The 12,596-nt window shown below is 72.4% G+C and carries 9 protein-coding genes; 5 read left to right on the forward strand and 4 right to left on the reverse strand.

The features are described 5' to 3' along the window. Nucleotides 1-102 precede the first annotated feature (102 nt). The 3 genes from ABT137_RS37710 (at nt 103) to ABT137_RS37720 (ending at nt 5,753) form a co-directional block, all read left to right on the forward strand. The gene (locus ABT137_RS37710) at nt 103-2,340 is read left to right on the forward strand and encodes a protein kinase domain-containing protein (RefSeq protein ID WP_351715839.1); all 2,238 of its coding nucleotides are present in this window, start codon (nt 103-105) and stop codon (nt 2,338-2,340) included. Nucleotides 2,341-2,484: 144 nt separating this feature from the next. Then, nucleotides 2,485-2,796 (forward strand): trypco2 family protein, encoded by a 312-nt coding sequence (locus tag ABT137_RS37715; protein WP_351715843.1) that lies wholly within the window; start codon nt 2,485-2,487, stop codon nt 2,794-2,796. A gap of 50 nt (nt 2,797-2,846) precedes the next feature. Further along, a complete protein-coding gene (locus ABT137_RS37720; protein ID WP_351715845.1) occupies nt 2,847-5,753 on the forward strand; it encodes a hypothetical protein in 2,907 nt (968 codons plus the stop codon). An 84-nt stretch (nt 5,754-5,837) separates the two neighbouring features. Here ABT137_RS37720 and nadA read toward each other — a convergent pair whose 3' ends face one another. After that, complete coding sequence (gene nadA, locus ABT137_RS37725; protein WP_351715847.1) at nt 5,838-7,022, reverse strand: quinolinate synthase NadA; 1,185 nt, start codon at nt 7,020-7,022, stop codon at nt 5,838-5,840. A 323-nt stretch (nt 7,023-7,345) separates the two neighbouring features. On the opposite strand from nadA, the gene ABT137_RS37730 reads away from it, so the two are divergent. Further along, on the forward strand, nt 7,346-7,702 hold the full coding sequence (locus tag ABT137_RS37730) for an iron-sulfur cluster assembly accessory protein (RefSeq protein WP_030951236.1): 357 nt from the start codon (nt 7,346-7,348) through the stop codon (nt 7,700-7,702). Between the two features lie 81 nt (nt 7,703-7,783). On the opposite strand, the gene ABT137_RS37735 is transcribed toward ABT137_RS37730, so the two are convergent. Beyond that, nucleotides 7,784-9,538 (reverse strand): hypothetical protein, encoded by a 1,755-nt coding sequence (locus tag ABT137_RS37735; protein WP_351715849.1) that lies wholly within the window; start codon nt 9,536-9,538, stop codon nt 7,784-7,786. A gap of 104 nt (nt 9,539-9,642) precedes the next feature. Further along, the gene (locus ABT137_RS37740) at nt 9,643-9,852 is read right to left on the reverse strand and encodes a hypothetical protein (protein ID WP_093503947.1); all 210 of its coding nucleotides are present in this window, start codon (nt 9,850-9,852) and stop codon (nt 9,643-9,645) included. Between the two features lie 133 nt (nt 9,853-9,985). Between ABT137_RS37740 and ABT137_RS37745 the strand changes: the two genes are divergently transcribed. Continuing rightward, nucleotides 9,986-10,960, forward strand: coding sequence for a carbohydrate kinase family protein (locus tag ABT137_RS37745; protein ID WP_351715851.1), 975 nt, complete (start codon nt 9,986-9,988; stop codon nt 10,958-10,960). Between the two features lie 59 nt (nt 10,961-11,019). Here ABT137_RS37745 and ABT137_RS37750 read toward each other — a convergent pair whose 3' ends face one another. Continuing rightward, entirely contained in the window at nt 11,020-12,399 is a 1,380-nt protein-coding gene (locus tag ABT137_RS37750; RefSeq protein ID WP_351715853.1) for a cysteine desulfurase/sulfurtransferase TusA family protein, read from the reverse strand. Between the last annotated feature and the right edge of the window lie 197 nt (nt 12,400-12,596).

The following is a 12,596-nucleotide window of genomic DNA, read 5'->3' on the forward strand; positions in this document are numbered from 1 at the left end:
GAACGGCGGCCGGTTCCCGGAACACCACCGGGAACCGGCCGTCCACGCGTGCCGGTTCCGTATGCTGGCGCCGCGAACCGCAGGGCGGGGAAGGGGAGTTTCGTGCCGCTGCACAAGGACGACCCGAGGTCCCTCGGCGGCTACAGGCTGGCCGACCGGCTGGGGGCCGGCGGGATGGGCATCGTCTACCGGGGCCGCTCGCGCTCCGGGCGCGAGGTCGCCGTGAAGGTGGTGCACGCCCAGTACGCCGAGGACCCCGTCTTCCGCGCCCGGTTCCGGCAGGAGATCGAGGCCGCCCGCCGGGTCAGCGGCGCCTTCACCGCCCCCGTCCTGGACGCCGACCCGGACGCGCCGGCGCCCTGGATGGCCACCCAGTACGTGCCCGGCCCCTCCCTCGCCGCCCGCATCCGGGCCCGGGGCGCGCTCCGCGTCACCGAGTTGCGGCCGCTGGCCCTCGGCCTGGTGGAGGCGCTGCGCGACATCCACCGGGCCGGGGTGGTGCACCGCGACCTGAAACCGGCCAACGTCCTCATCGCCGAGGACGGGCCCCGCGTCATCGACTTCGGCATCTCCCGGGCCGCCGAGAACCACAACACCCTCACCGAGACCGGGCAGATGGTCGGCACCCCGCCGTTCATGTCCCCGGAGCAGTTCACCGACGCCCGTACCGTCGGCCCCGCCTCCGACGTCTTCTCGCTCGGCGCGCTGCTGGTGTACTGCGTCACCGGACGCGGCCCCTTCGACGCCGACAGCCCCTACCTCACCGGCTACCGGGTGGTCCACAACGAGCCCGTCCTGGACGGCGTCACCGGCCCGCTGCGCACGGTCCTGGAGCGCTGCCTGGCCAAGGACCCCGACGCCCGGCCCGGACTCGACGACCTGGCCCGTCAGTTCGCGGCGGCCCTGCCGGAGCCGTCGTCCGCCGAACCGCAGACCCTGACCCTGCGCCTGCCCGACACGCACCCCGGCCGCCGTGCCCCGGCCCCCGACGCCACCACCCCGCCGGTCACCGGCCGCCGCCCCCGCCGCCGCACCCCCCGCGTGCTGCTGGCCGCGGCCGCGGTGACCGCCCTGGCCCTGACCGGCTACCTACTGCTGGGCCCCTGGAACGGCGACGGCGAGGCCCGCACCGGTTCCTCGACGTCCTCGGCGTCCCCCGGATCCCGCTGGGGCACCCTCCCCACCGGCTGGAAGCCCTGGCAGACAACGGTGTCCGCGACCGCCGAGCAGGGGGTGAAGAAGGCACCGGGCTACGAGGGCGACACCTCGCCGTCCTGCGTCTCCGACGGCTCCTCCGTCTACTGCGGCGGCACCGCCCTCCTCCCCACCCGGGTCGACGCCACCACCGGCCGGACCCTCTGGCGCTCCGCCATAGCCCCCGCGGGCGTACCGGCCGACCGCTACATCACGACCGTCCTCGGCGTGTACGACGGCCTGGTCCTCGTCGAACTCCAGATCACCGACGAGAACGGCGCGGGAAAGGCGCAGTCCGTCATGGCGCTCGACGGCAAGGACGGCAGCAGGCTCTGGTCCCACGCGGTCCGCACCGACAGCCTGGGGTCGGCCTACGGCGACGGGGTGACCCTGACCCAGGAGGGCGACGGCAGCACGTTCACCGTCCGTTCGGCGCGGGACGGCAGCGTGCGCAGCACCGTCCGCGTGCCCGGCGGCTGGCTCTGCTCGATGCTCTCCGCGGGCGACTTCCCCTATGCGGACTGCGGCGACCAGACGGACGGCTCGCACGCCACGAAGTTCTACGTCGTCCACCCCGCCGACGGCTCGGTGCGCACCCTGGACTCTCCCGCCCAGACGGCCAGTTTCGTCGGCACCCTCTCCGGACAGCTGCTCTTCCTGGAGTCGGACGACCAGGACGTCCAGAACGGCCCCGATCTGATCTACAACCGCATCGTGCGCGTCGACCCCGGCACCGGCAGACGCACCCTGACCCCACTGCCCGAGAAGTACCGGGGCGGGCTGCCCACCCTGGCCCACGGCACGCTCTACCTCGCCACCTCCAGCGGCCTGGTCACCGCGTTCTCCCCCACGACCGGGGCCCGGCTGTGGGAGAGCCACACGACCCTGGAGTCGCCGGGCCAGGCCTCGGCGGACGCCGAGGGGCGCACGGTGTACATGGCCGGCATGAGCGGACGGGTGGTCGCACTCGACTCGGCCAAGGGCACCGTCCTGTGGGAGTCCTCCGCCCGCGCCGAGGTGCTCGGCAACAGCGGCCTGCTGCCGACCGTGTGGTTCAACCGCGGCGCGCTGGTCCTCTCCACCTCCGACGGCACCATCTTCACCCTCGACCCGGCACACCCCGAGCGGAAACCCACCTCGGTCTGAAACCCGGTCAGCGCTGTGATCAGCGAGACCCCTGCGGCAGAGCAGGGGGATCCGGTACCGTCGGGCCCGGTGGTCCGGGGTGTGTTCCCTGACGTCAATTCCGGGCTGGTCGCGGCGAGTCGAGTGTGTCTGGGGGAGACCGAAGTGGCACCGGAACCGTGGGCCGAGCTGGGCGAGACCATCGGCGCGATCCGATCCGAGCTGCAGTACGCGCTGGACGCGGGCCAGGGTGAGTCCGTGCGGTTCACGACCGGCCCGGTGGAGCTGGAGTTCACCGTGGAGGTCAAGAAGGAGGCCGGCGCCAGGGCGAAGGTCTTCGTGCTGCCGTGGACGGTCGAGGCACAGGGCACGGCCGGCGCCGCCCGAACCCACCGGATCAAGCTCACCCTGCAACCGGTGGACGGCGCCGGCACCGACCTCAGAATCGGCGGCCACTCCTCCGAACGACCCGCATGACCCCGCCGGTGCGCACCGCACACCGCACGCGCTGACGGACGGGACGGGGGATGGACGAGGCAAGGGTCGTCGAGATCTGGAACCCGGCCGGACGACGGACCGGGAGCGGCTATCTGCTCGGTGACGACGTGGTGCTGACCTCCTGTCATGTTCTGGAGGGCACCCGGGCCGGCAGCGGGGCCGAGGTCCGCCGGCTCGACCCGCTGGGGCGCACCGAGTGGGTCCCGGCCGAGGTGGTGTGGCTGCCGGCGGAGGCCGGGCCGGCCCTGCCCGACCTGGCGGACGCCGCACTGCTGCGGATCACGGAGCAGACCTGGCGGCCGCCGCCGGGACCGCCCGTGCGGTTCGGCCGGGTCATCGGGCGTGACCGCATCCCCTGCCTCGGCCTGGGATTCCCCGACGCCGCCCGACGCTCGCCGCACGAGCGGGACACCATGCCGGTCCGGGGCCATGTGGACCCCCTGCACGGCATGAAGTCCGGGATGATCACGGTGCACGTCGACACGGGCGTCGTACCCGGCCGGGCCGGGTGGCGCGGCAGCTCCGGAACGGCCGTCCTGTGCGGACCGCATCTCGTCGCCGTGGTCCGGGCGGAGAAGCCGGTGGCCCCCGGCGTGCTCGACGCCGTCCCCGTCACCGCCCTCGCCGAACTGCCCGGATTCCGGCAGACCCTGGAGACCTACGGCGTGCACCTCGTCCTCGAGGACGTCGGCGGCCCGGCACCGGACGCGGCCGCCGGGCCCGCCCGAGCGGCGATCGGCATGCCTTCGCAGCCATGGCAGCACCGGATACGGGAGGACGTGGTGCTGCCCGCCATGGGCGGGGCGGTGACGGTGCTGCTGCTCGTCGGGTTGGGCCCGCGGCCGGTGGCCGCCGTCTGGACGATCGGCTCGCTGTTCGCCGGCGTCATGGCGGCCTGGACCATCGTCCGGCGGCGTGCCCCGGACCGGACGGGAGCCGGCTGGGACGCCGCCGCCGGCCGGCTGGCCCAGGCCGTCCGGGGCGAGGTGGCACGCCGCCGCAGGCAGTTGCTGGGCGGTGACAAGAAGGCCATCAACGTCGCCTTCACCACGGTGCCGCAGGGCGGCCGGGACGCGGAACGTGCCTGGCCGCGCGGAGACTTCGCGAGCATCGCCGACTACCTGGAGGCCCTCGTACCGAGGCGGCTCGTCATCACCGGCGGACCGGGCGCGGGCAAGACGCTCCTCGCCCACGAACTGGTCCACCGGCTGCTCGGCGACCAGACGTACGGCGGGCCGGTACCGGTCCCGCTGGGCCTTTCGGACTGGGACACCAGCGTCCCGTTCCCCGACTGGTTCACCGCGCGCATGGCCCGGGACTACCTCGACGGCTCCGACTCGACGGCCTGGGAACTGCTGGGCACCGGCCGGATCATGCCGGTCCTGGACGGTCTCGACGAACTCGACCCACCCGGCGGCGGGCAGTCCAGGGCGGCCGCGGCCCTGGAACGGCTCCAGACCTTCGAGGGCCCGCTGGTCCTGACCTGCCGTGCCGCGGAACACGAGCGGCTCAGCCGCGCCGGACATCGCCTGCCGGACTGCGCCACCGTCCGCATCGAACGGGTGGGCGCCGCCGACGGGGCGCGCTACCTGGTCGACCGGGCCATGAACCAGGCGCCGCTGCGCGCCCTGGAGGCCGAGCTGTTCGCCCCCGGCACCGCCACGGCCGCCGAACTGTCCTCCCCGTGGATGCTGACCCTCGCCTCGCTGGTCTCCCGTTCGGAGCCGGGAGTCGAGCGGCTCGGCTCCCTCACCGGCATCCCGGACTCCGGCGAGGGACGGCAGCGGGTGCGCGACGCCCTCCTGGAAGAACTCATCCCCACCGCGTGCGCCCCGGATCCCGCGGAGCGCCGCCGTCGTTACGAGCCACAGGCGGTGTCCCGGTGGCTGCGGCTGCTCGCCGCGAGCCTCCCCGGCGGCAGCCGGGCCCCGGCCGAAGCGGGCGACGGCGCCCCGCGCTCCGGAGGCCTGGAGATCCACACCCTCTGGCCGGTCGCCGGGCCCCGCGCCGCCCGGTACGCCGCGATCGCGATCACCCTGGCCTGCTGGCTGCCCGCCCTCGTCCTGCTGGCGCTCTGCTTCGACCGGCGGAACCAGCTGCCCCTGCCGGGGCTGGTGCTGCTCCTGCTGCTGACGCCGGCGCCGCTCGCCTCGGCCTGGCAGGCGCGGGCCCCCTTCGCGCAGCCACGCCGGATGATGTTCCGGCGGCTGCGCGGCCGGTTCGCCCGGGTCCGGGTCGTCCTGGGCGCTGTGACGGGCGGGGTGCTCATGCTGCCCCTGATACCGCTGTTCGGCCAGGGGTTCGCACTGGGCGCCGGTGGTGGCTTCGCCTTCGTCTTCGGCTTCGGCCTGGCCCTGTCGGTACGGGCGGACGTCGATCGGGACCGGCTGCTCCTGGTGGGGGCACCGACCGCCCTGGCGGTGACGGTGGTCTCCGGACTGGCGGCCGGCGGGCTCGGCGACTTCGTCGGCGTCCTGGCCGGCTGCGGTGCCGGCGCGATCGGACTGGTGGTGGGGGTGCAGGCGGGACTGCGAGCCGCCCGGCGCCGGGGCGGCGGCGAACCCGACCCGGACGAGCCGGGGGTGCCCACCCCGCTGTCGCCGCTGCGCAACGACACGATGGCCGGGCTGGCGGCGGGCGCCATGATGACGGGCCTGACGCTCTACGCGCTGCTGTTCGTCGACTGGCTGCGGGTCTCCTGGCCGCTCGCCGCCGTCACGGCCGTTGCCTGCGGCCTGGCCGCCGGACCGGGCTTCGTCGCGATCACCGGCCGCCAGTACCTCGGTGTGCTCGCCGCGACCAGGGGCCGGCTGCCGTGGCGCCTGGCCGGGTTCCTCGGCTGGTGCCACGACCGGGGCCTGCTGAGGTCGGCCGGCACGGTGTACCAGCTGCGCCATGACGAACTGCTGGAGTGGCTGCAGCGGCCGGAGCCGTAGGGGCGTGCACGGCGGAGGGGCGCCCCCTTGCCTCGAAAGGGGCGCCCCTGGGTCAACCACGAGCTGTCGGCCACGAGCCCCGGGCTACGGCAGCGCCAGCATCCGCTCCAGGGCCAGCTTCGCGAACGCCTCGGTCTCCTTGTCGACCTCGATCCGGTTGACCAGGTTGCCCTCGGCCAGCGACTCCAGGGTCCAGACCAGGTGGGGGAGGTCGATGCGGTTCATGGTGGAGCAGAAGCAGACCGTCTTGTCGAGGAAGACGATCTCCTTGCCCTCGGGGGCGAAACGGTTCGCGAGGCGGCGGACCAGGTTCAGCTCGGTGCCGATGGCCCACTTGGAGCCGGCCGGGGCGGCCTCCAGGGCCTTGATGATGTACTCCGTCGAGCCGACGTAGTCGGCGGCGGCCACCACCTCGTGCCTGCACTCGGGGTGGACGAGGACGTTCACGCCCGGGATGCGCTCGCGCACGTCGTCGACGGAGTCCAGGCTGAAGCGGCCGTGCACCGAGCAGTGGCCGCGCCAGAGAATCATCTTCGCCGCCCGCAGCTGGTCGGCGGTCAGGCCGCCGTTCGGCTTGTGCGGGTTGTAGACCACGCAGTCGTCCAGGGACATGCCCATGTCCCGGACGGCGGTGTTGCGCCCCAGGTGCTGGTCGGGCAGGAACAGCACTTTCTCGCCTTGCTCGAAGGCCCACTCCAAGGCGCGCTGAGCATTCGACGAGGTGCAGATGGTGCCGCCGTGCTTGCCCGTGAACGCCTTGATGTCGGCGGACGAGTTCATGTACGAGACGGGGACCACCTGCTCGGCTATCCCGGCCTCGGTCAGCACGTCCCAGCACTCGGCGACCTGCTCGGCCGTGGCCATGTCGGCCATGGAGCAGCCGGCCGCGAGGTCGGGGAGCACCACCTTCTGGTCGTCCGAGGTCAGGATGTCGGCGGACTCGGCCATGAAGTGCACACCGCAGAACACGATGTACTCGGCCTCCGGGCGGGCGGCGGCGTCCCGGGCCAGCTTGAAGGAGTCGCCCGTGACATCGGCGAACTGGATGACCTCGTCGCGTTGGTAGTGGTGGCCGAGGACGAAGACCTTGTCGCCGAGCTTCTCCTTGGCCGCGCGGGCACGCGCGACCAGGTCCGGGTCGGACGGCGAGGGCAGGTCGCCGGGACACTCGACGCCCCGCTCGCTCTTCGGGTCGGCCTCACGGCCGAGCAGCAGCAGGGCGAGCGGAGTCGGCTGTACGTCGAGCTCCGTGGTCTGGGCGGTGGTCACGACACGCACCCTTTCTACTTTTCGTCGTTCTGACGTTATCTATCATAACTGCTTCACGTCACTTTGACGATGGCCATAGCGTCGATGTGACATCAATCCCGGCGCCGAACGGGAGGGTGGCCGCCAGATGGACGCGGGGTGGTCGCCTTGTGCGCAGGTCGCCGTGGGTGGCCACGGCGACTGCTGTGCGTCACTTCGGGCATGTGCGAGCATGAAGACGTAGGAAAAACGCGAGAACGCGCATGCCGGCCCGGAATGAATCAGCGGACCCGCCGGTTGCACTCGTCGGCAAGCAGTCTCCGTACAACCCGGGAGAGATGTAGATGTCCGTATCGGACGAGACCAGCACCGCCACCGACGGCATCATCCTGAGCGACGCCGCCGCGGCCAAGGTCAAGGCCCTGCTCGACCAGGAAGGCCGTGACGACCTCGCTCTGCGCGTCGCCGTCCAGCCCGGTGGCTGCTCCGGCCTGCGCTACCAGCTCTTCTTCGACGAGCGTTCCCTCGACGGCGACGTCGTCAAGGACTTCGGCGGCGTCAAGGTCGTCACCGACCGCATGAGCGCCCCGTACCTGGGCGGCGCGTCGATCGACTTCGTCGACACCATCGAGAAGCAGGGCTTCACGATCGACAACCCGAACGCGACCGGCTCCTGCGCCTGCGGCGACTCCTTCAGCTGAACCGAAGGGCACACAGCAGGAAGGCGGCGGCCCCTCGTGGTGAGGGGCCGCCGCCTTCGTCGTTCCGTGCTGTGCGTGTGCTCAGCCCAGCTGCGGGCTCAGCGTCGTCGACTTCTCCTTCGGGACGGCCTTGCCGTCCGTGCCGACCACCTTCCGGTCGGCCAGCGGCGCGTCCAGGCGCACCGCCTGGTGGTACTGCTTCGCGATCATCACGCAGATCTTGTCCGGCCAGGGCGTAGCGGTGACCTTCACCACCACCTGCTCCGAGCCCTCGTCCGCCGTCACCTTGTAGTCGGCGCACACCCCGCCGGTGAACGCCACGACCAGTTCGCGGTCATCGGTCGTGTACCCGTCCACCTTCACGTCCTTCGTGGTCCCCGCCGAGGCGCTCGCGCTCGCCGACGGGGTCGGCGTCGACGAGGAGGCCAGGTACTTCGGGTCCACCGCCGGATAGGTCACGGTGTACGAGTCCGCCGCCCCCCGCACCTGGAACAGCCAGGACGGCACCAGCGCCTGCCGCCCGGCCACGGACTGCGCGGCGAGCCCGAACACCGCCTTCTCGATCACGGCCGAGGCCGTGGACGACGTCGACGCGGACGACGTCGACGCGGACGACGTCGACGCGGCGCACGGCTGCTCCAGCCGGTCCTTCAGCGGTACGGAACTGGCGCAGCCGCCGATGCCCATCCGGTGGTCGGAGCGCGGCGCCGCGTTCATCAGCTCCAGCGTCTTCGCGGCGCCCAGCACCGGATACGTGTCGCCCTTGGCCGGCGTCGCCAGCATCCCGTTGCCGCCGACCACCTCGCCCTGCTTGCTCACGGTCAGCCCGGTCGTCCAGCCGTACGTCGGCAGCCCACCGACCACCGGATCGGCGTTCACCACCCGCTGGGCGCCCATCACCTGGCTCGCGTCGAGCTTCGCGGCGTCCTGGCCGAGCGCCTTCAGCACCGGCGCCGCGGCCTGCTCGGCGTCGCCGACGCTCACCGGGTCACCGGCCGGCGCCGCCGGGTCCTGCGTGCACACCAGGCCGCTCTTGCAGTTGTCGGTGCCCGGGGCGTAGCGGCTGTACGTCCAGATGCCCGGGGCGGCCCGGTTCACCTGGAGACTCCCGCCCGAGCCGTCGTTGTCGGTGCCCACCTTCCAGACCTGGCCCTCGGCCACCGGGGTCCCCTCGATCCCGAGCGCCTTCGCCAGCGCGGCGACCCGGTCCTTGGAGACCTCGCCGGAGGGCTGGTACACGGTGGCCGACCCGGGGCCTGCGGGGAGCGTTCCGCTCGCCTTGTACGTCACCCCGTAGGGATTGGGCTCGCCCGGGGCTATGCCGTTGCCGCCGGAGGAGTAACCGTCCAGGGCGAGGGGCGGGGGAGTGGAACCGCCGGACGCGCCCGTGGTCGTACCGCCGCCGGAGTCGGAGTCGGAGCCCGTGTTCGCGGCGAGGTAGGCACCACCTCCGCCGACCAGGAGGACGGCGGCGGCCACGGAGGCGACGACGAGGGCGGGGGAGCGGCGGCGGGGGGCGGGGTGATCGGCCTCGGGCTCGGGCCCGGATTCGGGCTCGGCTTCGGCCGCTGACGTCTCGGGAGCGTCGGGAGCGTCGGGAGCGTCGGGGGCAGCGGCGGCAGGGGCCACGTCCGGCTCGGGGGCTACGTCCGGCTCCGGAGCCTCTGCCACGGCGCCCTCGGCGGACTCCGCGGGGGCCTGCGCGTCGGCACCGGCGTCGGCGGCCACCTCGGCCTCGGCAGCCTCCGGCGACTCCGTGGCCTGCCGGGCCTCGGGGTGCTCCCCGGTGCTGCCCGCGGCCGCGCCGTCGTCGTTCTCGGGTCGCTCGCTCTTCACCGCATCGCTCCTTGCCGTGTCGTATCCCGCCTCCCCTGCACGGGGGACGGCGATGGGACGCGGGAGGGGAGCGCGCGGTTCCCTGGAAACGCGCCGGGCGGGACTCAGTCGCCGTAGTCGGACATCGCGTCCAGGAGTCTGGCGGACTTCTTCGGCACGGTCACCCCGTGGATGAGTGAGGGCGGCACCGGACGGGCATCGCTGTGATCGGGAACAGCCCAGTGCGGAGCCATCCGGGCGCAGTCCCCGCGCAGCGACGCGAGGTCGCCGTCGAGGTCGGCCGGAGCGGGGGCATGCACCTTGAGGTTCGTCATGACGGAACCGTAAGCACGCCAGGTGCCGCGAAGAAAGATCTACTATCGGGTAGTTTTGGCACCTTCAGGGCGCCCACCCGGACCCGGTAGCGTTAACTGTCAATAACGCCTCCCCCTCAGGAGAGTCCCAGCCGTGCGCATCGCAGTCACCGGCTCCATCGCCACCGACCACCTCATGACCTTTCCCGGCCGCTTCGCCGACCAGCTGGTCGCGGACCAGCTGCACACGGTCTCGCTGTCCTTCCTGGTCGACAACCTGGACGTACGGCGGGGCGGCGTCGGCGCGAACATCGCGTTCGGCATGGGACAGCTCGGCACCCGGCCGATCCTGGTCGGCGCGGCGGGCTTCGACTTCGACGAGTACCGGGCCTGGCTCGACCGGCACGGCGTCGACACGGACTCCGTCCGCATCTCCGAGACCCTGCACACCGCGCGCTTCGTGTGCACGACCGACGCCGACCACAACCAGATCGGCTCCTTCTACACGGGCGCGATGAGCGAGGCCCGCCTGATCGAGCTCAAGACGGTCGCCGACCGGGTCGGCGGACTCGACCTGGTCCTGATCGGCGCGGACGACCCGGAGGGCATGCTCCGCCACACGGAGGAGTGCCGGACCCGGTCCATCCCCTTCGCCGCCGACTTCTCCCAGCAGATCGCCCGGATGAACGGCGACGAGATCCGGATACTGCTGGAGGGCGCGACGTACCTCTTCTCCAACGAGTACGAGAAGGGGCTCATCGAGACGAAGACCGGCTGGAGCGACGAGGAGATCCTCGCCAAGGTCGGCCACCGGGTCACGACGCTGGGTGCGCGCGGCGTCCGTATCGAGCGGGTGGGCGAGGACCCGATCGAGGTCGGCTGCCCCGACGAGGAGCGCAAGGCCGACCCGACGGGCGTCGGCGACGCGTTCCGTGCCGGGTTCCTCTCGGGCCTCGTGTGGGGGGTCTCGCTGGAGCGGGCGGCCCAGGTCGGCTGCATGCTCGCGACGCTCGTCATCGAGACCGTGGGGACGCAGGAGTACCAGCTGCGTCGGGGGCACTTCATGGAGCGGTTCACCAAGGCGTACGGGGACGAGGCCGCGGAAGAGGTTCGGGGCTACCTGGTCTGAGTTTCGGGTGCGGGGGCGTGGGGGTTGGTCGCGCAACCCCGCGCCCCTTTCAGGGGCGCTCAGGTGAGCCGGCGTACCAAGTAAGCCGTTCCCTGCTCGGCCGGTTCCTCGCCGACATACTCCTGGCCCCGCATCTCGCACCACGCCGGGATGTCCAGTCTCGCCGCCTCGTCATCGGACAGGACCCGCACCCTGCCGCCCACCGGCACGGTGCCGATGACCTTCGCCAGTTCGATGACCGGGATCGGGCACCGCTTGCCCAGTGAGTCGACGACGACTTCCTCCGCCTGCGGCACGGCGGCCGTCGGCATCGGGGCGCCCAGCTTCTCCCGCACTCCCGCCACCACCCCCGGCAGCACCTCCAGGAACCGCTCCACATCCCCCTCGGCCGCCCCCGCCGGCAGTGACACCCGCACATTTCCCTCACTCAGTACGCCCATCGCCTTGAGCACATGGCTCGGCGTCAGCGTGCTGCTCGTGCAGGACGACCCCGAAGACACCGAGAAGCCCTCCCGGTCCAGCTCGTGCAGCAATGTCTCTCCATCGACATAGAGACAGGAGAAGGTGACGATCCCGGGCAGCCGCTGCTCGGCGTCGCCCACCACCTCCACGTCCGGCACCAACTCCGGTACCCGCGCGCGGATCCGTGCCGTCAGCTCCCGCAGTCGTACGGCCTCCCGCTCGGCCTCCGCCCGTACGGCCCGCAGCGAGGCGGCCGCCGCGACGATCGCCGGCAGGTTCTCGAAGCCGGGCGCCCGCCCCGACTCCCGTTCGTCCGAGGCCCCTTGGACGGCGAACCGCACCCCCTTGCGGACGACCAGCAGCCCGACCCCGCTCGGCCCGCCCCATTTGTGGGCGCTCGCCGTCAGCAACGACCAGTCGCCCGCCACCCGCCCCCACCCCAGCGACTGCGCCGCGTCCACCAGCAGCGGCACTCCGGCCGCCCGGCACACCTCGGCCACCGCCGCCACCGGCTGCACGGTCCCCACCTCGTGGTTGGCGGACTGGAGGCACGCGAGCGCGGTGTCCGGGCGGAGCGCCGCCTCGTAGGCGCCGACCTCCACCGCGCCGGTCCGCTCCACCGGCACCTGGGTCACCTGTCCACCCTCCGCCTCGAACACCTCGGCCGAATGGAGCACCGAGGAGTGTTCGACGGCTGACACGATCAGGTGACGCCCCGTACGGCGCCGACCGGCCAACGCACCTGAGATGCCTGTGTGTACGGCCCGCGTCCCGGAAGAGGTGAAAACCAGCTCGTCCGCCCGGCAACCGACAGCCTCGGCAGCCGCCTCCCGAGCGGCGTCCAGCAGCATGCGCGCCTTACGCCCTTCGCGGTACAGCCGGGAGGAATCGGCCCACCCGTCGTCAAGCGATGCCAACAACGCCTGGCGGGCAACAGGATGGAGCGGGGCAGCGGACGCAGCGTCAAAGTAGGACACACGGCAACGTTAAATCGTCGGTTGGAAATCAGGGGCGCGGGGCTGTGCCCATGTGCGGCTCCGTCGCGGGGCGCGACCAGCCACAACGCACCCGCACCCGCACCGCAAACCGCGACAACCCGAGCTATTGGGCGCCCATTCCCACCCCAACCGAGTGACAGGCGACGCGTATGCCCCCCTCCCCGCGAACCCCCGGA

The organism is Streptomyces sp. NPDC001980 (assembly GCF_040296885.1).
Classification (GTDB): domain Bacteria; phylum Actinomycetota; class Actinomycetes; order Streptomycetales; family Streptomycetaceae; genus Streptomyces.

Excerpts from the sequence above, each read along its gene's own strand:
- ABT137_RS37720 (WP_351715845.1), top strand. The coding sequence starts at position 2,847 with ATGGACGAGGCAAGGGTCGTCGAGATCTGGAACCCGGCCGGACGACGG.
- ABT137_RS37730 (WP_030951236.1), top strand. The coding sequence starts at position 7,346 with ATGTCCGTATCGGACGAGACCAGCACCGCCACCGACGGCATCATCCTG.
- ABT137_RS37740 (WP_093503947.1), bottom strand. The coding sequence starts at position 9,852 with ATGACGAACCTCAAGGTGCATGCCCCCGCTCCGGCCGACCTCGACGGC.